The 17,746-nt window shown below is 70.3% G+C and carries 19 protein-coding genes; 13 read left to right on the forward strand and 6 right to left on the reverse strand.

The window, feature by feature from the left end:
* Positions 1–296 precede the first annotated feature (296 nt).
* The 3 genes from ACIPUC_RS18785 to ACIPUC_RS18795 all read left to right on the forward strand — a co-directional run bounded on the left by ACIPUC_RS18785 (position 297) and on the right by ACIPUC_RS18795 (position 3,020).
* Positions 297–584, forward strand: a complete 288-nt coding sequence (locus ACIPUC_RS18785) for a mobilization protein (RefSeq protein WP_446590673.1) — start codon at positions 297–299, stop codon at positions 582–584.
* A complete protein-coding gene (locus ACIPUC_RS18790; RefSeq protein ID WP_446590675.1) occupies positions 581–2,281 on the forward strand; it encodes a relaxase/mobilization nuclease domain-containing protein in 1,701 nt (566 codons plus the stop codon). The genes ACIPUC_RS18785 and ACIPUC_RS18790 overlap by 4 nt, the downstream gene beginning before the upstream one ends.
* A 358-nt stretch (positions 2,282–2,639) precedes the next feature.
* Positions 2,640–3,020 (forward strand): hypothetical protein, encoded by a 381-nt coding sequence (locus tag ACIPUC_RS18795; protein WP_446590676.1) that lies wholly within the window; start codon positions 2,640–2,642, stop codon positions 3,018–3,020.
* Positions 3,021–3,096: 76 nt separating this feature from the next.
* Here ACIPUC_RS18795 and ACIPUC_RS18800 read toward each other — a convergent pair whose 3' ends face one another.
* The gene (locus ACIPUC_RS18800) at positions 3,097–3,534 is read right to left on the reverse strand and encodes an NUDIX hydrolase (protein ID WP_446590678.1); all 438 of its coding nucleotides are present in this window, start codon (positions 3,532–3,534) and stop codon (positions 3,097–3,099) included.
* Between the two features lie 260 nt (positions 3,535–3,794).
* Between ACIPUC_RS18800 and ACIPUC_RS18805 the strand changes: the two genes are divergently transcribed.
* Both ACIPUC_RS18805 and ACIPUC_RS18810 read left to right on the forward strand, forming a co-directional pair.
* Positions 3,795–4,589: a hypothetical protein gene (locus ACIPUC_RS18805; protein WP_446590679.1), complete on the forward strand. Its 795-nt coding sequence runs from the start codon at positions 3,795–3,797 to the stop codon at positions 4,587–4,589.
* Positions 4,576–5,745 (forward strand): helix-turn-helix domain-containing protein, encoded by a 1,170-nt coding sequence (locus ACIPUC_RS18810; protein WP_446590680.1) that lies wholly within the window; start codon positions 4,576–4,578, stop codon positions 5,743–5,745. The genes ACIPUC_RS18805 and ACIPUC_RS18810 overlap by 14 nt, the downstream gene beginning before the upstream one ends.
* 48 nt (positions 5,746–5,793) lie before the next feature.
* On the opposite strand, the gene ACIPUC_RS18815 is transcribed toward ACIPUC_RS18810, so the two are convergent.
* Positions 5,794–6,348: a flavoprotein gene (locus ACIPUC_RS18815; RefSeq protein ID WP_446590681.1), complete on the reverse strand. Its 555-nt coding sequence runs from the start codon at positions 6,346–6,348 to the stop codon at positions 5,794–5,796.
* Complete coding sequence (locus ACIPUC_RS18820) at positions 6,345–7,622, reverse strand: helix-turn-helix domain-containing protein (protein WP_446590682.1); 1,278 nt, start codon at positions 7,620–7,622, stop codon at positions 6,345–6,347. Before ACIPUC_RS18820 ends, ACIPUC_RS18815 begins: the two co-directional genes overlap by 4 nt.
* A gap of 214 nt (positions 7,623–7,836) precedes the next feature.
* Here ACIPUC_RS18820 and ACIPUC_RS18825 point away from each other — a divergent pair, with 214 nt between their 5' ends.
* From ACIPUC_RS18825 to ACIPUC_RS18850, 6 genes are all read left to right on the forward strand, one after another.
* Positions 7,837–9,117, forward strand: coding sequence for a UDP-N-acetylglucosamine 1-carboxyvinyltransferase (locus ACIPUC_RS18825; protein WP_446591160.1), 1,281 nt, complete (start codon positions 7,837–7,839; stop codon positions 9,115–9,117).
* Positions 9,114–10,343: a metallophosphoesterase gene (locus ACIPUC_RS18830; protein WP_446590683.1), complete on the forward strand. Its 1,230-nt coding sequence runs from the start codon at positions 9,114–9,116 to the stop codon at positions 10,341–10,343. Before ACIPUC_RS18825 ends, ACIPUC_RS18830 begins: the two co-directional genes overlap by 4 nt.
* Positions 10,340–10,876 carry a dCTP deaminase gene (gene dcd / locus ACIPUC_RS18835; protein WP_037793181.1) on the forward strand — a complete coding sequence of 179 codons (537 nt, stop codon included), beginning with the start codon at positions 10,340–10,342 and terminating at the stop codon, positions 10,874–10,876. Before ACIPUC_RS18830 ends, dcd begins: the two co-directional genes overlap by 4 nt.
* Complete coding sequence (locus ACIPUC_RS18840) at positions 10,873–11,409, forward strand: dCTP deaminase (RefSeq protein ID WP_037793183.1); 537 nt, start codon at positions 10,873–10,875, stop codon at positions 11,407–11,409. The genes dcd and ACIPUC_RS18840 overlap by 4 nt, the downstream gene beginning before the upstream one ends.
* Complete coding sequence (locus tag ACIPUC_RS18845; protein ID WP_389697144.1) at positions 11,406–12,503, forward strand: glycosyltransferase family 4 protein; 1,098 nt, start codon at positions 11,406–11,408, stop codon at positions 12,501–12,503. Before ACIPUC_RS18840 ends, ACIPUC_RS18845 begins: the two co-directional genes overlap by 4 nt.
* Positions 12,504–12,590: 87 nt before the next feature.
* Entirely contained in the window at positions 12,591–13,628 is a 1,038-nt protein-coding gene (locus ACIPUC_RS18850; RefSeq protein WP_446590685.1) for a serine hydrolase domain-containing protein, read from the forward strand.
* Between the two features lie 22 nt (positions 13,629–13,650).
* Here the strand turns inward: ACIPUC_RS18850 and ACIPUC_RS18855 are convergent, their stop codons facing one another.
* Together ACIPUC_RS18855 and ACIPUC_RS18860 are read right to left on the reverse strand one after the other, a co-directional pair.
* On the reverse strand, positions 13,651–14,871 hold the full coding sequence (locus tag ACIPUC_RS18855; protein ID WP_446590686.1) for an MFS transporter: 1,221 nt from the start codon (positions 14,869–14,871) through the stop codon (positions 13,651–13,653).
* A gap of 5 nt (positions 14,872–14,876) precedes the next feature.
* Positions 14,877–16,232: an NAD(P)-binding domain-containing protein gene (locus ACIPUC_RS18860; protein ID WP_446590688.1), complete on the reverse strand. Its 1,356-nt coding sequence runs from the start codon at positions 16,230–16,232 to the stop codon at positions 14,877–14,879.
* Positions 16,233–16,346: 114 nt separating this feature from the next.
* On the opposite strand from ACIPUC_RS18860, the gene ACIPUC_RS18865 reads away from it, so the two are divergent.
* The gene (locus ACIPUC_RS18865) at positions 16,347–16,712 is read left to right on the forward strand and encodes an ArsR/SmtB family transcription factor (RefSeq protein WP_446590690.1); all 366 of its coding nucleotides are present in this window, start codon (positions 16,347–16,349) and stop codon (positions 16,710–16,712) included.
* Positions 16,709–17,203: an N-acetyltransferase family protein gene (locus ACIPUC_RS18870; protein WP_446590691.1), complete on the forward strand. Its 495-nt coding sequence runs from the start codon at positions 16,709–16,711 to the stop codon at positions 17,201–17,203. The genes ACIPUC_RS18865 and ACIPUC_RS18870 overlap by 4 nt, the downstream gene beginning before the upstream one ends.
* Here ACIPUC_RS18870 and ACIPUC_RS18875 read toward each other — a convergent pair.
* Positions 17,196–17,738: a DinB family protein gene (locus ACIPUC_RS18875; protein WP_446590693.1), complete on the reverse strand. Its 543-nt coding sequence runs from the start codon at positions 17,736–17,738 to the stop codon at positions 17,196–17,198. The genes ACIPUC_RS18870 and ACIPUC_RS18875 overlap by 8 nt on opposite strands.
* Between the last annotated feature and the right edge of the window lie 8 nt (positions 17,739–17,746).

Genomic DNA, 17,746 nt, shown 5'->3' on the forward strand with positions numbered 1-17,746 from the left:
AGCCCCCACTCATCGGCCACCAGACGCCCCCCACCCCAGCCAACAGCGCAGCAAGTTGGAGGTTCGGACACTCCCCCGTCGGGGGTGCGTCCGAACCGGAGCCCGCCCCGGGGGTGGCGGGTCCCGTCCCGCGCCAGGGGGCACGGGACGGGAAGTCTGCGGCCGAGGGCGGACCGCAGCCTGCCAGGCGCCGGGGCAAGCCCCGAAGCCGAGCCAGCGAGCAGCGCATCGCAAAAAGCGTCCGCCTCAGCGAGCCAGAGCTCGCGCTCGCCTCCGCCGGCGCAGCGGCCGTCGGCATGACCCTGGCCGGCTTCCTCGCGCACAGCACACTCGCCGCTGCCCGCGACCTGAACCGCACCGCTGCCGTCATCGCCACCGAGCAGGACGTCCTCACCGCCCTGTTCGCACTGCGCCGCCAGCTCGGCATCGCGAACAACAACCTCAACCAGACGGCCAAAGCCCTGCACCTGGGCATCGCCCCCGAAGGACTCGACGACACCATCGCCGCCGTCCTCCGCGCCGTCGAGGACATCCGCCACATCACCACCCGCATGATCAACCCCGAAGGAACCCAAGCCGCTTGATCCCCTCCATCCACAAACAGGGCGGCGACACCGCCGGTCTGATCGCCTACCTCTTCGGCGTCGGCCGGAGCGAAGAGCACATCGACCCGCACCTGGTCGCCTCCTTCGACGGCCTCGCCCCCGACCCCGGCCGCGATCCGGGCGCTGCCGAGGGTGATCTCCAGCAGCTCCTCGACGAACCCCTACACCTCCTCCCCGCCGGCACCCGCCCGGACAAGCACGTCTGGCACGCCTCCGTCCGTGCCGCCCCCGGCGACCGCACGCTCACCGACGCCGAGTGGGCGGACATCGCCCGTCGCGTCATCGCCGCCACCGGCATCGACCCCGGCGACGGCGCGGGCTGCCGCTGGGCGGCCATCCGCCATGCCGACGACCACATCCACCTCATCGCCACCCTCGTACGCGAAGACGGCCGCAAGCCCGACCACCACCGCTCCGGCAAGCGCGCCCAGGCGGAATGCCGTCGCATCGAGGCCGACTACGACCTCTACCGCGTGGCTCCCGGCGACGGCACCGCCGCCAAGCGCCCCACCAGCGCCGAACAGCACAAGGCCAAGCGCCGGGGCCGGGACCGTACCGCCCGCGAGGAACTGCGCGAGACGGTCCGGCGAGCCGCCGCCGGCACCGCCTCGGAGACGGAGTTCTTCGACCGCCTCGCCACCGCCGGCCTCCTCATCAAGCTCCGCACCGCCCCCTCCGGCGACACCCTCGGCTACACCGTCGCCCTGCCCGAGGACCGCAACAAGGACGGGGCGCCCATCCACTATTCGGGGTCCAAGCTCGCGCCCGACCTCTCGCTTCCCCGCCTCCGCGAACGCTGGACCGGAGCCCCGGCCCGGCCGACGCCCGCCCAGGCAAGCCGCCCCGCGTCCGCTCGTCGCCACGCCACGGGAGCCGTCTGGCAGGCAGTGCTCCTCATCGATCACGGAGACGACGGAACCGTGGCCGCCCAGCTCGCCGCCGCCGGCGAAATCCTCGACGCCCTCGCCAAGACCTCCGCCGCCCACACCCGCGCCCAGCTGCGGCAAGCAGCCACGGCCTTCGAGCGGGCGGCCCGCTCCCACGTGCGCGCCGAACGCGGCCAGAACCAGGCCCTACGGCAGGCTGCCCGAGATCTCGTGCACAGCGGTCCGGCCATGGGGCGAGGTGAAGACGGTGCCACGGGCGCGATGCTGATCGACATGGCGTTCTTCCTCGCCGTAGCGGCGTCCGCCTGGCACGCCAAGAAGAACCACGCCCAGCAAGCCGTCGCCGCCCTCCAGGCAGCCGACCATCTCCGGGCTGCCTACGAAGCCGCCGCGGCCCAGCCCATGGCCCTCCTCCAGCAGCGGGGCCGACTCATGTCCCGGCCCCTGCAGCACCAGCAAGCGGCGGCCCTGCGACACGCCGTCCCAGACCTGGCAGAACAGATCTTGGCCGAGCCCGGCTGGCCGGCCCTGGCAGCCACCCTCGCCGAGGCCCAAGCCGCCGGCCACAGCCCCGTCGTTCTACTCACCGAAGCCACCCAACGCAGGGAGTTGGCCAGCGCCGCCTCCATCAGCGATGTCCTCGTCTGGCGGCTCCGGCACCTCGCGCAACTACCCGGAGACCCCGTCACCGCGTCCTCCCAGATCGTGCGTACTGACCGTGTCTCGGTGCCGCCATCGACCACGCAGACGGCCAGCAAGGTCACCAGCGACAACACCCGCCGTCGCTGAGCCGACCCATCGCGGCGCCCCTTGTATCCGACGATCCGGGATTATCGAATTCCCGAATCCTCCGGAGAATTGAAGGCATCACCACCAATCACCCCGCAAGGAATCCACGTATGCCCAAACCAAATTCCGCACCGGAAACAGCGTGCTCGATGGGCGGCACGAGCAGCCAGGCCCGCCCGGCCGCTCCCACCTGCCCCCTCGGCGCGGGGCACCCGATCGCCCAGGCCTCACAGCCTTTCCGCCACCGCTGACCGGAGCGCGCGGCGCAACATAGCCGACGATCCCCGGTCAGCCAAACCGGGGAATCTCCAGACACTTGAAATATCGCCCTTCCCGCACACCTTCGAGGAGCACTCGCATGCCCGAAACCGAAATCCGGCCCGCCGTCGTCGCCCTGCTCTGCGACTCGGACTTCAAACTCCGGCGGGACACCAACACCTGGTCCCACATAGACGGCCGCCCCTTCACCAAGGAGGAACAGGCCACCGCCCTGAATGCCACCCGCGCGGAGTTCGAAGACTTCGCTGCACAGCACACCCGCTACATGGAGTATCTGCGGACGAAGGAGCAGGCTCCGGAAGCCCTCCAGCAGTTCCTCGCACCGTTCATGGACCAGCTCAGCACCAAGACCCTCGGCAATGCCGTCGAGCTCATGACCGAGGCCGAAAAGGCCCAGTTGGACCAGCTGCTTGGCCGCATGATCGAGCCGCCTCGCCGCTTCACCGCGTACACCTTCTGACCAACACCGCCCACCGGGGCCAACGCGATTCCGCGTTGGCCCCGGTGGCATGTCCGCATGTCCGCATGCCGTACGGCTAGACCACGACCCCAGCCCCGAGCATGCCGGCGCCGATAGCGCCCCGCAGAACGTGGGCGATCTCCTCGGGCTTGAGGTCGATGCCGTCCAGCCCCTCCACGGTCAGCGGAATCTCCTCCAACGCGTACTCGCCGCGTCCCTCGGCGCTGAACTCGGGGCCGGTGCGGTCCTCGAATGACCACGTCGCGATGCGGGCGAGGTAGAAGAGCTGACGCTCGTCGTCGGACTCCGTCGTGTGCAGGAGGCGGACGATGTCGGCCTCCCCCGCGATCTCCTCGTGGATCTCCCGGTGGAGGGCGGCCTCCCGAGACTCGTCACTCTCCTCGACCCCGCCGCCGGGTAGCACCCAGTACTCGGGGACGTCCGGCTTGGTGCGGCGGATGACCAGCATCGTGTCGTCCGCGGTGACGAGGACGGCTCGGACCCGTTCGATCATGTCGGTCTGTCTCCTTGCTTGTTGACGGCTTCCGTCCAGCAGCCCGCCACCATCGACGTGGACGGACTGCGCAGTGATGAACGACGTTCAGCGACGCGGGGGGACGCCCGGCGCCAATGCGGCAGACCTCGCTCGGCGATGGGCCCCTGAGGTCGAACACGCCGAGCATAGAAGCAGTTGTGCAAAAAGTTCGACATCAACTAAAGTCAGGGCCGCACTGGAATGCTTCGATGCGTAGTCCGACCCTAGGAGTCGTCCGCATGAGTGTGCCTCCGTCGCCGTGGGCGACCGACGTGTTCGGCGATCAGGCCGCAGCTGTACGCCTCGGCGTCGGACAGGGCCTTCGCAACATGCAGGCCAACGCTCAGGCCGCACAGGAACAAGGCGCAGCTCGCACCACTCGCGCCTACGGCACCAGCCGGTACGAGAACCAGTACGAGCGGCTGCAGGACGAACTCAAGGGCCTGCCGGGCGCCCGTGCGGTCCAGCCCTTCGGGTTCCCCTACGAGCTGATGCTCATCGGCAACGGACTGATCTACCCGTTCCGGTACGCCAAGACCAAGTCCGACGTACGCAGCGCGCGCATCCCCAACGAGACGCAGCTGGTGAAGGAACTCTTCACCTTCGCGCCGACGCCGAAGCACACCCAGGACCCGTTCGACCTCGACTTCGGGACGGCTGTCACAGTCACTGAACCGCGTGGCGCCCTGGCCACGATACCGCCGGACACCCAGCTGATCCTGGTGCCCTTCGCCTGCAACGCCTCCGAACTGCTGGAGGCGTACTGGGGCATCGCCGCTCTCGGGATGAACCAGCAGCTGGAGTGGACCACAGATCCCGAGGCACTCCACCTGCCGCAGGCGGTCACCTCGTACACGTCGCGGCCGATCATCATCCCGGGTCAGATCACGGCGCACACCAGCTTTGCCGACGGAACCGAACCCACCCTTACGCTGTCCTCTCGTACCGCCTCGGACCGGGCCCTGCACGTGCCCGCTCAGACCGAGGCAGAACCCGTCGAGGACCAGACCAGCGAAGACGATGCGACTCACTGAGCAAGACCTGATTCCCGGTACGGAAGAACGAGGCGCCACGCCGCGTGCCATCTCCGACGGCTTCGATCCCACGCGGCTGACCCAAGCCCGTCGGCTGGCGGAGATGACGAAGAAGGACGTGGCGGCGCAGCTCGGAGTGACACCTGCCGCGGTGGGTCAGTACGAGACGGGGGTCTCCAAGCCACGGCCTGACCTGATTCCCCGTCTCGCGGAGATCCTCGGGGTTCCGGTGACGTTCTTCCTGTTGGGAAGGCCGGCCAACCGGCTCGACGCCTCCATGGCGCACTTCCGAAGCCTGCGCAGTACGCCGAAGTCCCAGCGAGAGCGCGCTCTCGCCTTCGCCGAACAGGTCTGGGAGCTCACCTACGCGCTGGAACAGCGGATCCAGTTGCCTCTCGTGGATCTGCCCGGCTTCGCCGGCGGGGAGGTCCACCCCGGCGAGGAGCTGTCCACCGATCCCGCGTCCGCCGCCCGCGAGCTCCGCAAGCGCTGGGGTCTCGGCGACGGCCCTGTCACGCACCTCGTGAGGCGGATGGAGTCCCACGGGATCGTGGTGGTGATGCCGCCTGCGAGTGATCCTTCCACTGCAAGCGTGGACGCGTTCTCCACTCGGGCCGCGCGGCCGCTCGTCGTCCTGACCGCCAATCGGGCGGACGACATCTATCGCCACCGGTTCACCGCCGCCCACGAATTGGGCCACCTCGTCCTTCACGGCGACGCCACCGGTGACAGCCGCCAGGAGAAGGAGGCCGATGCCTTCGCGGCCGAGTTCCTGACGCCCGAGTCCAGCATCCTGCCCCTGCTGCCCAGGCGGATGGATATAGCTCGGCTGGCTGAGCTGCGAGGTGTCTGGGGGGTCTCCCTCCAGTCGCTCATCTACCGATGCCGTGAGCTCGGACTGATTTCTGACGCCACCGCCAGCAGGACGTACCAGCGCCTGCGCGCACTCGATGGCCAGCCCGGCTTCACGCCGGAATCGGTCTCGAACTTCTCCGGTGAGCAGCCCTCGCTGCTCGGTCAGGCCTTCGACCTGGCGGCCAAGGAAACGAATCTCTCGGTGTCCGAGCTGGCACATGAACTGGCCTGGACCAACAAGCGGGTTCGAGATCTGCTCGGCGTCCAGGAGCAACGGCCCGTGCTCCACCTCGTTCAGTAGCCCGAAGTCTCAGAGCATCGGCACGGTTCTCCCCGACTGCGCCGCGCTTCAAGGACGTTCGGCCTCGGTATGGATTGCTGGGGCCAGGAGTTCGACCGCCTCCAGCCAGGGGAAGCGGTCAGCGCCTCCGCCGGACTTGGGAGGGTGGGGCTGGTAGCTGCTGACCAGGACGCCCATCTCGCGGAGCTCGGCCAGGCTTCTCTGATACGCCCGGTGAGCGGCGAGGGCGCTGTTCACGTACGGAAGGACCACGGTCGGGACTGCCATGCCGGTGGCCTCACACAGGATGCCGAGGGCGAGGTTGTCCGCGAACCCGGCCGCCCACTTGTTGACCGTGTTGAAGGTGGCCGGTGCGACGGCAATGGCGTCGGCCGGCGGGAACGGCCTTGCCTCGCCAGGTGAGCGCCACGCCGAGCGGATCGGGTACCCGGTCTGGGCCTCGACAGCCGCGGCGTCCAGGAAGCCGAGCCCCTGGGGTGTCGCGACCACACCCACGTCCCAGCCCCGCTCCCGTGCGGCGCTGATCAGTCTGCCGACATCGTCAGCCACCCCGGCCGCGCACACGACGACGTACAGGAAGGGCTTGCGCTGCGGTTCGGTCACGCGGGTACTCCCAGTCGGCGGCTGAAGTGGTGGAGCTCTGGCAGCGTACGACGGCGGTCCCGGGCGGCCATGTCGGCGACCAGTTCGCGGACAGCAGGACGGCGCACGTCCTGGGCGGCGCATGTCTCGGCGATCCGCAGGGCCTGGTAGCCGTCGGCGAGACGACCCTGCTGGGCGTAGGCCCGGGCGGTCTCGATCCAGAGGGCGGCTCGGCGCTCGGGTACCGGGATGTGGCGGCGCATGAGCGGGCGGGCCGCGTCGAGGGCGATGCCGGCGTCACCGAAGGACACGGCGGCGCTGATCTGGTGCAGCGTGACGTTGGTCGGGCTGAAGTTGGCCCAGACGTCGGGCTGGTCCAGAGCGATGTACTGCGCGACCTCTTTCGCTTCGGCGACGAACTCACTGGTCGCGGCTCGGTCGCCGGTGCGGCTCGCGGCCGTGACTCCGCGAAGCAGGAGCAGGCCGAGGACGGCGAGATGGTGCGGAGAGCGGCGGTCGTACGAGCCGGTGAGCTGGGAAGCGGTGTGCTGGATCAGCGTGACCGCCTGGCGAGCGTGCTGCTCACGCACCAGGACGTGCGCCTGGAGCCGAACGCTGGCGGCGAGGACGAGCGGGTCACCGAAGCGCTCCGCCTCGGCCATGGCCCGGCCGACGGCGAGCCACGCCGTACCCGCGTCTCCCCGCTTGAGGAAGAGGCTGGCCGAGGTCTGGTAAGCAGTGGCCAGGAAGCGGGACACCTCCTCCGGCTGCCCTGAACTGCGGGCCGCTTGGCGCAGATCCGTGATCAGGCCGGGAAGCGTTCGCTCCAGCTCCGCGTAGTCGCATGTGGTCAGAAGCCGCCGCACGTTCATGGCTCGCTGCCGAAGCTGTTCCGCGGAGGGCGGCTCGGTCGTCGAAGCCGGCAGTGCGCCGGGAAGCAGAGCCTGGACCAGGGCCGGATGCGCCACCGCCGCGGGTACGGGGGTAGCGAGCATGGTGACACTGGCGGCAAGCAGGGTACGGCGGCGCAGCATGTCCTCGGTCTCCGGATCGTCGGGCTCGGCTTCCAGGGCGGTCTCCGCCAGCCCGAGGTGGGCCGGAGGGATCCGCAGGACCCGAGCGACGTCGCGGAGGACTCGGATGTCCTCGGTTCCGCGCCCGCCCTCCAGGCGGCTGATCTTCGACTGGTGGTAGCCCAGATCGGCGGCCACGTCCGCTTGTGAGCGGCCCCGTAAGACCCGCGCTTGGCGGAGCAGCTCACCGATGCGGTGTGCCTCGCCCTGTGTGTCGGCCATCTGCGCCACGGCCCCTTCTGCCGAGACCGATCCTGCCTGCACAACCGAGCCTAGCGGCAGGGAACTTGCCCGCCATGCACAACGTGCATAAGCGATGCAGCCCCCGCACAGGGCATCGCGGAGCCCGTCCACGAACCGGTTGCCTGGTGGGACCGCACCCCTCCAGGAGGAGTTGACCGTGGCACTCACCCAAGCCTCTGCATCGAACCCAGAGGTGATCGCCGTACGGCCTGGGAGCCCTCTGTCCGGCTCCGTCACCGTCGACGGCTCCAAGAACGCCGCCCTGCCGATGCTGGCCGCCGCGGCGGCCGTGCGACGGACGGTCCAGCTGGACAACGTCCCGGCCAGCGCCGACGTCCAGGCCATGCTGGCGCTGCTCCAGGGGGCCGGCTGGCATGTCGCTCAGGCCGTCGGGCAGCAGGGAAGTCTGCTGGTCATGGCACCGGAGGCCCGCCCCACTGCTCCCGATCTGGGCCGTGCTGCGGGCATCCGGGCCTCCTACTACCTGGTGCCCGCCCTCCTCGCCTTACAGGGCAGCGCCCGGCTGCCCTGGCCCGGTGGCTGCCGGATCGGGGAGCGCGGGATGGACCTGCACTTCAAGGTCTACGAGGCGTTCGGCGACCGCGTGACCGTCCAGGACGCCGGTTACATCCTCGAGGCCGGTGAACGGCGTACCGGCGTGGTCTCCCTCGCGCTGCCCTTCCGGTCGCGCGGCGCGACGATCGCCGCCGTGCTCCGTGCGGTCGTCTCCGGCCGGGCCTTGCGCCTGGGTCTGCCGAACCTGTCGCCGGAAGTCCTCGCTGTCCTGGACGCCCTCGGCTCGGCGGGTTGGGAGGCCCGGGTCAGTGAGCAGGTCCTCGACCTCACGACCGCGGTGGTCCCCGCCGAGCTCCCCGCCTGGCGCGTACCGGGCGACAAGATCGAGGCGGGGACCCTGGCCTGTGCCGTGGCCGCCACCGGGGGCAACGCGCGGATCGAGGGCATCCGCGGGCGCGACCTCGTGCCGTTGCAGGCTGCGCTCCAGCGTCTGGGCATCCCCATCTCGATACAAGGTGAGGCCCTCCTCGTTGATGGCGGAAACGCCCGGCCGGCAGGCCAGCCCTTGCAGGCCATCGCCACCCTGTCGCCGGGCGGCCTGGACGCGGACTTCGAGCCCCCGCTGATGGCCCTCGCCCTGAGCCAGCCCGGCACACACCTGTTCGCCGACTCGATCAACCCGGGCCGACACGGCAACCTGCTTCCGCAGCTGGCCAGGCTCGGCGCCAAGATCGAGGAGATCTCGCCCACCGAGTGCCGGCTGACCGGGCCGCAGCGCCTGACCGGCGCCGGTGTCGAGGCCACGGACATCCGCACCGGATCCGCCCTGATGGTCGCCGCTCTGACCGCCCGCGGGATCACCACCCTCGGCGGCGTGGACCAGCTCCGCCGAGGCCACGCCGACCTGCCCGGCAAGCTCCTCCACCTCGGCGCCGACATCTGCGAGGTCACCCCATGACCGCGAGCCGTTCGGTGATCCAGATCATGGCCACCACCGACGTCCACTCCGCCCTCGGCGCGGGCGACCTACTGCTCGGCCACCTTCACCAGTCGCGAGCGGACAATCTCCTGGTCGACTGCGGTGACTTCTTCGAGGGCACCGGCTACTACCGGCTTGGCCAGGGCGCCCTGGAACGGGAGATCCTGCTCGGCCTGTACGACGTCATCGCGCCGGGGAATCACGGCTGGCCGCACTACTTCGAGCCGGTGCTCCACCGGCGGACCGTGTGCGCGAACACGGTCGACACTGCGAGCGGAAACTCCCTCTTCCGGCGCCTGCGCATCGTGGAGGTCGCAGGTCGGCGTACGGCCGTCACCGGGGTGATCGGTCTCCAGGCGTTCGACTCGATCCCCGTCGGCCAACGGTCCGGACGCCGGGCAACCGACCCGGTGCAAGCGCTGCGCGAACTGATGCTCGCGCACCACCACGAGGTCGACTCCTGGGTGCTCCTCAGCCACTCCGGTTTCGAGGAAGACCTCAAGCTCGCCGAAGCCTGCCCCTTCCTGGACGCGATCTTCGCGGGCCACTGCCACAGCCGGCACACGGGCCCTGCCCGCGTCGGCAACACCGTCGTCCTCAAGGGCCGCGAACTCGCCGTCGGCTACGCCATCGCGGCGCCCGGTTCCGTCGGCTGGGTCGGACGTACGGCCCTGTTCCCAGACTCCGCCGAGGCCGTAGCACCGGACCTGCCACTCGAGCTGGCCTCCTTGCGGGACCGCATGGCCACGGTCGAGGCCCAGCTGGCCGAACCCCTCGGACGGATCGCGAAGCCCTACCGGAACCACCAGCTCGACCGCCGGGCCCTCCTCCAGGCCGTCGCCGACCGGCTCCACAGCGGACTGGGCAGGGAGGCGGTCGTCCTGAACGAGACCACCGTTCGCACGACACTGCTGGGCGAGGTCCTGACCACGGGTGACCTGCTGGCCATCGAGCCGTTCGCGAACACCCTGGTCGAGGCCCGCGTCGCGCCGGCCCACCGCCACGACCCCGAGGCCCTCGTCGCCCACCTCACCGAACGAGTCGGCCCGCTCGTCACCTCCCCCAACCCCCTTCCGGCCGGTCTGACGAGCGTGCTGACCACCGACTACCTGGCCGACAGCTGCCTCGACGGCCGCACCCACCCCGCCGGCCTCGGCCTCGGCTCGGCGATCCGGAGCATGCTGACGAACGGAGACGACCAGTGATCCTGACCGGCCCCGAGATCACGTCCGCGTCGCAGGACGGGCGGTTGCGCATCAGTCCGTTCCTGCCCACCCAGGTCAACCCGAACAGCTACAACGTCCGCCTTGGACCGGTCCTTCTCACCTACACGGAGGAGGTCCTGGACTCCCATCGCCCCAATCCCACGCGCCGCATCCAGATCGGTGACGACGGGTACACGCTGCAGCCCGGCGAGCTCTACCTGGGGCACACCCAGGAGGAGGTGGGCTCCGACTGCTTTGTCCCGCTGCTGTTCGGCCGTTCCTCCGTGGGCCGCCTCGGCCTCTTCGTCGAGATCACCGCACCGATCGGGGACATCGGGTTCCACGGCCAGTGGACGCTGATGCTCACCCCAACCCGTCCCGTCCGTGTCTACGCCGGGATGAGGATCGGGCAGATCATGTTCTTCGTCTCCGAAGGCGCGGTAGACCTGTACGCGGGCAAGTACCAGGCGGCCTCCGGTCCCCAGTCCTCCGCCTACTGGCGCGACCTCGACGCGTCGGAGGCGGCGTCGTGATCCTGACCGGACGTGCCATCGCCGCCGCCCACGCCGCGGGCCACCTCGCCATCGACCCGTACGACCCGAGGCGCCTCTCCCCTAACGCGTACGACTGGCGACTGGGAAGCAACCTCCGGGTCTGCGAGGGGGACCTCGACGCCGCCGTTCCCACCGCCTTCCGCGAGCTTGCCCTCCCCGACGACGGATACGTCCTGGAGCCCGGCCACCTCTACCTCGGCCACACCCTGGAGCGCACAGGCTCCGAGACCTACGCCCAGCTCCTCAACGGCGACCGGACCACCGGATCCCTCGGCATCTGGGTCCACGTATCGGCGCCGCTCGGGCACCAGGGCCACGCGATCCGCTGGACCCTGGAGATCCGAGCCACCCGCCCCGTACGCGTCCGGCCCGGCATGACCTTCGGCAAGCTCGTCTTCCTCCGCACCCACGGCTCCCCCGCCAGCTACCAGCAACACGGCCTCAAGTACCGCACCAGCGAAGGCATCGAAACATCGCGCCTCTACGAGGAGAACCCCGGAGGCCGCCGATGAACGCCCTCGTCGCCACCGCTCTCGACCTGCCGTACCCCAGCCCTGGCGGCAGCGTCGAACTCTTCCTCGACCTCTACACCGGCGCACAACCCGCCATCCCCGCCCGTGCCTTCATGCTCGCTCCCGACGGTCCCCGACCCCGCACGCCCGCCGGCCTCGACCTCCTCCACGCTTCGGGCAAGTCCATCAGCGGACCCGCCTTCAGCCGGTACATCACGAACCTGCGCCACGCCATGACGACCGCCATCGACCCGCGTCAGATCGGCATCCTGCACCTGCACCACCTCGCCTTCGGCGCCACCCCCGCTCTCCTGCGGGCGCTGCCCGCCCACCCGCGGATCGCGTTCGTCCACGGAACCGACCTGCTGTATGCCGAGAACCACAGCACCCAGCTCCGCGTCCTGCGCGAGGCCGCCTCCGAAGCCGACGCGATCGTCGTCCCCACCGGTGCCATGGCCGACCGCCTCCTCAAGCTCACTCCCAAGACGGACAGGCGCAAGATCGAGAAGATCCCCTGGGGCGTCCCCGACCACCTCCTCACCAGCCCACCACCCCGGCCCGCCCGGCGCCCCGCCAGCCATCTGCGAGTGCTCTTCGCCGGGCGCCTCAGCTCCGAGAAGGGGCTCGAACCCCTCCTGCAAGCCATCTCGGCCACCCCCTCGGTCGAGCTGAGCATCGCCGCCCCACGCGCCCAGTTCCACGACCTCACGCCGGTCATCCGCCAGCATGGTGTCCACGTCCGCTACCTCGGCTGGTTCCGCCGGCAACAGCTCTGGAAGGTCTTCGCCGACCACGACGTCCTTGCCGTGCCCTCAACCACCCTGGAGGCCATGGGGCTCGTCGCGCTCGAAGCCCAGGCCTGCGGACTCCCTGTCCTCTACCAACCGGTCCCCGGACTCAGCGAAGCCCTCTCCGGCAGCGGCCTGGCAACCGACTTCACCAACGCCACCACCGCAGCCCACGATCTCCACCGCCTGCGCACGACCCCCGGCCTGCTGGAGATGCTCCGGGCATCCGGCCGCACCAACGCCGCCCGCTTCCCTCTCAGCACCACCGTCGCAGCCATCTCCGACCTCGGCCGACGGCTCGCCTGACCCCGCCTGTGGCGCAGCGGGCACTGCCCTGGCCGCGTCACTAACCTGGCCAGTGGACCACCCGCGACCCACGACGATCGGGAGACCATGACCCACACCAGCGACCGGATCGAAGACCTCCTGCAGGCCGGAGTACGCGACGAGGTCTACCCTGGCGCGGTGTGGGCGGTCGGGGCCGCCGACGGCATCCAGGCCAGCGGAGCCGTCGGCCTCCTCGACCCCGACCGGCCCGACGAGCCCATGAGGCTGGACACCGTCTTCGACGTCGCCAGCCTCACCAAGATCCTCGCCGTCTGGTCCACCATCGGCACCCTCGTAGAAGAGGGGAAACTGCAGCTCCACGCCCCGCTGGGCGCCTTCTGGGAAGAGGTCGTGGGCCACCCCCTGGCCGAGGCCACGGCCTATCACCTGCTCACCCACACCGCCGGGCTGCCCCTGCGCGCCAACCTCAAGAACCTTTACGGCACCGACCCCCAGGACATCCGTGACGGAGTCCTCCACGAAGCACTTCACCGCCGGCCGGGGGAAGCCGTCGAGTACACGGACCGAGCCGCCCTCGTCCTCGGCTACCTGGCCGAATACCTCTCCGGCCATCCCCTGGAGCAGCTCGCCACCGACCGCATCTGGCACCCCCTGGGCATGACCCGCACCGGCTTCGGCCCCCTCCCCATCGCCGAGGCTGCCCGGTGTGCCCCCACCGAGTACGACGAGACCACCGGAACCCATCTCAAGGGCACCGCCCACGACTTCTCCGCCCGCCTCCTCGGCGGCGTCTGCGGCATCGCTGGCACTTTCTCCGTCCTTGACGACGTCGCCCTCTTCCTGGGCCACATGCTTGCCCCCACCCCGGCCGCCTTCGGACCCACCTGGATCAAGGAATCCCTCCGAATCCACACCAGGGACCTCACCCCCGCTCGCGGCCTCTTCTGGCACCCCGCCCCCGGCACCGACCCCGCCCAAGCCGTCTGGGTCCACTACGGCTTCACCGGCACCGGCATGTGGATCAGTCCCACCCAGAGCCGCTGGGCCGTCCTCCTCACGAACAAGATCCGCCTAACCCGCGACCGCGACCCCCTCACGGAGATCCGGGACGCCTTCCGCGCAGCCACCTTCGTGGCCGACTAGTCCGACTCAGCTGACGAATGGCTCAGCCCCAGTCCCCAGTGCTCTTCCGCGATCGGACGGTTCCGAGCGAGAGGATCGCGGCTACGAGGGACAGTGCTGCGAGGAGCAGGAAGAGGTGTTGGTGTCCGCCGAGCGGGCCTGCGAGGACGGCGCCCGCCCACGGGGCGAGTGCTGCGGCGATGTGGGCCGGGGCGCCGAGGAGCCCGGACAGGCGGCCATATTGCACGGTGCCCCAGCGATCGGTGACCGCGGTGGCCTGGAGGAGGGTGAGGTTGCCCCGGACCACTCCTGCCAGGACCGCGAGGATCACCAGGACGGGTACAGGACCGGGGATGAGGGCGAGGGCTGCGGTGGTCGCACCGCCAAGGGCGACGAGGGTGGTCGTGCGGGCGGTGACTGACGTGCGGGCGGCCAGGCTCGCGTAGAGGGTGCGGCCGAGGGTCTGGCCCGCTCCGCCGAGCCCGAGGGCCCAGGCGGCTTGGAGCGGCGTGGCGCCGCGTTCCGTGAGGAGTGGGATGAGGCCCATGACGACGGCGTACATGGCGAAGCCGGAGAGGGTGAAGGCCGCGGCCAGGAGGAGGAAGGGGCGGCTGCGGGGAATGGGGGTGCGACCAACAGCGGGTGCAGGCGGTGGGGCGGCCGGCCAAGGGGCACGAAGCGCCAGGGCGTGCGCGGGGATCGTGACTGCGGCCAGGATCGCCGCGAGGACCACATATGTGGCCCGCCAGCTCAAGTGCTCGGCTAGAGATGCGGTCAACGGTGCGAAGACGGTGGAGGCGAGTCCGCCGGCGAGGGTGACGATCGTCAGGGCGCGGATGCGGTCCGGGCCCCACCAGCGGGTCAGGGCGGCGAAGGCGGGCGGGTAAAAGGTGGCGGCCATGGCCACGCCCGCGAGCAGCCAACCCACGCTGAACACAGCGAGATTGGGGGCGGCCGCGATCACCAGCAGGGCAAGCGTTCCGAGCACGGAGCCGACGGTCATCACCGCACGCGGTCCTCGCCGGTCGAGGATCCGGCCGATGGGGATGCCCGCCACGGCGGAGACGAGCAGAGCGCCGGAGAAGGCCGCGGTAGTGGCGGCCGGGGACCAGCCGGTATCGGCCGTGATCCGGGAGTTGAGGACAGGGAAGGCGTAGTAGACGATGCCCCAGCTGGTGATCTGTGTGGCGCACAGGGCGGGCAGGGCGGCGCGCGGCCGGACCCCTGTCCCGGTCGCGGCCGCGTCGGCCCGGGTGTCTGGCACGGAGGTCAGCAGCCGCCGGAGGGGGCCGGGGCGCCGATCGTGAGGGTGGCCGGGGCCGCGCAGCAGCCTCCGCCGCTGGTCTCCTCGGCCGCCGCGGGCTGGTCGAAGAGGCCGGCGCCGCCGCAGACTCCGGTCTCGGGGAGGGTGAGTTCGACGCGCTCGGCGGCTTCGTGGTCTCCGGCGAGGTGGGCGGCGATGGAGCGGACCTGCTCGTAGCCGGTCATGGCGAGGAAGGTCGGGGCTCGGCCGTAGGACTTCATGCCCACCAGGTAGACGTCCTTCTCCGGGTGGGAGAGCTCCTTGACGCCGTGGGGGTAGACCGTGCCGCAGGAGTGCTGGTTCGGGTCGATCAGCGGGGCCAGGTCGACGGGGGCCTGGAGGCGCTCGTCGAGGCCGAGGCGGAGTTCGTCGAGGAAGGTGAGGTCGGGGCGCAGGCCGGTGAGGACGATGACCTCGTCTACGGGGTCCAGGCGGCGGCCGTCTTCGCCGACCAGGACCAACTGGTGGCCGGTCTTTTCGACGGCGGAGGTGCGGAAGCCGGTGACCGCGTCGGCGTGGCCGTTGTCGACGGCGGCCTTGGCGGCGAGGCCGAGGGCGCCGCGGGCGGGGAGCTGGTCGGCGCTGCCGCCGCCGAAGGTGGAGCCGCTGATGCCGCGGCGGAGGATCCAGACGGAGTGGGTGCCGGAGTCCTCCTCGGAGAGGCCAGCCAGGTAGGCGAGGGCGGTGAAGGCGGAGGCTCCGGAGCCGATCACGGCGGTGCGCTTGCCGGCGTAGCGGGCGCGGACGGCCGGGTCCTTGAGGTCGGGGATCCGGTACGAGATCCGGTCGGCGGCGGCCTTCTCGCCAAGTGCGGGCAGGCCATCGCCGCCGATGGGGCTGGGGGTGGACCAGGTGCCGGAGGCGTCGATGACGGCCCGGGCGGTGAGGCGCTCCTCCGTGCCGTCGGCGTTCAGGACGCTGACGGTGAAGGGCTGGGCCTCGCGGTCGGCGTCCACGATGCGGTCGCGGCCCAGACGGGAGACGCCGGTCACCGTGGAGCCGTAGCGGACCTTGTCGCCGAGGACGTCGGCGAGGGGCTGGAGGTACTGCTCGGCCCAGTCAGCGCCGGAGGGGTAGGTCGCACCTTCGGGGGCGGTCCAGCCGGTGGGCGCGAGGAGCTTCTCGGCGGCCGGGTCCACGAGCTCGGACCAGGTGGAGAAGAGGCGCACGTGGCCCCACTCGCGTACGGCGCTGCCGGCGGCGGGCCCGGCCTCCAGGACCAGGGGCTCGATGTCGCGCTCGACCAGGTGGGAAGCCGCAGCGAGGCCGGCGGGGCCGGCACCGATCACGATGACGGGCAGGGCTTCGGTGGGTGTGGTCACGGCAGGCTCCCCTATTGATTCGATAGACGTCGATGTCTCGATGCCACCAGGGTGGACCCTGGATCGATATTCGTCAACATAGACATTCGTCGAATCTCATCGGATGATGGATGCATGTCCACTGCGAAGCTGCTGCCACTGCTGGAGCCGGAGGTCGTGGCCCCCTGCTGCCCGCCCCTTACCGAACGCTCTCTGACGGCTGACGAGGCCGAGCGGAGTGCGGTGATGTTAAAGGCGCTCGGCGATCCCGTAAGGCTGCGACTGTTCTCCCTGGTCGCCTCGCATGAGGGCGGCGAGGCTTGCGTGTGTGACATCTCGGACGTGGGCGTCTCCCAGCCGACCGTCTCCCACCACCTGAAGAAGCTCAAGGAGGCCGGGCTGCTTTCCTCCGAGCGGCGCGGCACCTGGGTCTTCTACCGGGTGGAGCCCGCCGTTCTCGCCGCCATGGGCGCTCTCCTGACGCGGGCCGGTGGGGCGTGAGCCTGCACATCGAGCCTCTGACCTGGGCGCACGCGGATGGGGTCCTGGCGATCTACCAAGCCGGGATCGACGAGGGGAACGCCACCTTCGAGGCCAGCGCCCCCAGCTGGGCGGAGTTCGACGCCGCGAAGCTGGCCGAGCACCGCTTCGGCGCGATCGGCCCTGACGGGCAGGTTCTCGGCTGGGTGGCGGCTTCGAAGGTCTCCGACCGCTGCGCCTACGCGGGCGTCGTCGAGCACTCCGTCTACGTCCACCCCCGCGCCCGGGGCCGCGGAGTCGCCCGTGCGCTGCTGGACGCGCTGATCGCCTCGACGGAGGAGGCGGGCATGTGGACGATCCAGTCCGGGATCTTCCCCGAGAACACCGCGAGCTTGGCCCTGCACCAGCGAGCCGGTTTCCGTGTCATCGGCACCCGTGAGCGCATCGGACTCCACCGCGGCGTGTGGCGCGACGTGGTCCTGCTCGAGCGTCGGAGCCCGCGGATCAGTTGAGCTCGCCGTTCAGTGTGAGCTGGTGGCGGTGGAAGTCGAAGTGCCGGGTCGGGTAGCGGTAGATGTCCGCGAGCGTCATGAAGTCCTGGAAGAACGGGTCCCAGCGGACGGGGTAGTGCATACCTCGGGCCAGGTCGGCATCGGATTGCATCGTGAGCCGCCGGTGCAGGGAGTCGATGACCCGGTCGAACGCGGCCCCGGTCCGGCGTGGCCCGAAGACCTTTACAGCCCCGCACGGACCGACGTAGTTGACCCAGTCGAACGGTATGGTCGCAGCGTTCAGCGCCCGGGCGAAGCCCTTGCCGGCGCTGCGCGGCAGCCGTCCGAAGATGCGGGCAAGTACCAGCAGCGCCCGGACGACCATGTAGCCGAACAGCATGTGCCACAGCAGCTGCTCGTTGGTCCAGCGGGTACCGCGGGTGGGACGGGCGAGGTCGGCTTTCGTGGCGCGGTCGAGCAGGTCGTGGAAGGTCTGCCGTGCGCGCTCGTAGTCCGCGAACACGGCCTGCCGGTCCATCGACATCTCGTTCATCATCCGTGCCT

It is taken from the genome of Streptomyces sp. LARHCF249, from assembly GCF_052871255.1.

Excerpts from the sequence above, each read along its gene's own strand:
- ACIPUC_RS18785 (WP_446590673.1), top strand. The coding sequence starts at position 297 with ATGACCCTGGCCGGCTTCCTCGCGCACAGCACACTCGCCGCTGCCCGC.
- ACIPUC_RS18865 (WP_446590690.1), top strand. The coding sequence starts at position 16,347 with ATGTCCACTGCGAAGCTGCTGCCACTGCTGGAGCCGGAGGTCGTGGCC.
- ACIPUC_RS18830 (WP_446590683.1), top strand. The coding sequence starts at position 9,114 with ATGACCGCGAGCCGTTCGGTGATCCAGATCATGGCCACCACCGACGTC.
- ACIPUC_RS18875 (WP_446590693.1), bottom strand. The coding sequence starts at position 17,738 with ATGATGAACGAGATGTCGATGGACCGGCAGGCCGTGTTCGCGGACTAC.
- ACIPUC_RS18850 (WP_446590685.1), top strand. The coding sequence starts at position 12,591 with ATGACCCACACCAGCGACCGGATCGAAGACCTCCTGCAGGCCGGAGTA.
- ACIPUC_RS18800 (WP_446590678.1), bottom strand. The coding sequence starts at position 3,534 with ATGATCGAACGGGTCCGAGCCGTCCTCGTCACCGCGGACGACACGATG.
- ACIPUC_RS18805 (WP_446590679.1), top strand. The coding sequence starts at position 3,795 with ATGAGTGTGCCTCCGTCGCCGTGGGCGACCGACGTGTTCGGCGATCAG.
- ACIPUC_RS18820 (WP_446590682.1), bottom strand. The coding sequence starts at position 7,622 with ATGGCCGACACACAGGGCGAGGCACACCGCATCGGTGAGCTGCTCCGC.
- ACIPUC_RS18795 (WP_446590676.1), top strand. The coding sequence starts at position 2,640 with ATGCCCGAAACCGAAATCCGGCCCGCCGTCGTCGCCCTGCTCTGCGAC.
- ACIPUC_RS18845 (WP_389697144.1), top strand. The coding sequence starts at position 11,406 with ATGAACGCCCTCGTCGCCACCGCTCTCGACCTGCCGTACCCCAGCCCT.
- ACIPUC_RS18810 (WP_446590680.1), top strand. The coding sequence starts at position 4,576 with ATGCGACTCACTGAGCAAGACCTGATTCCCGGTACGGAAGAACGAGGC.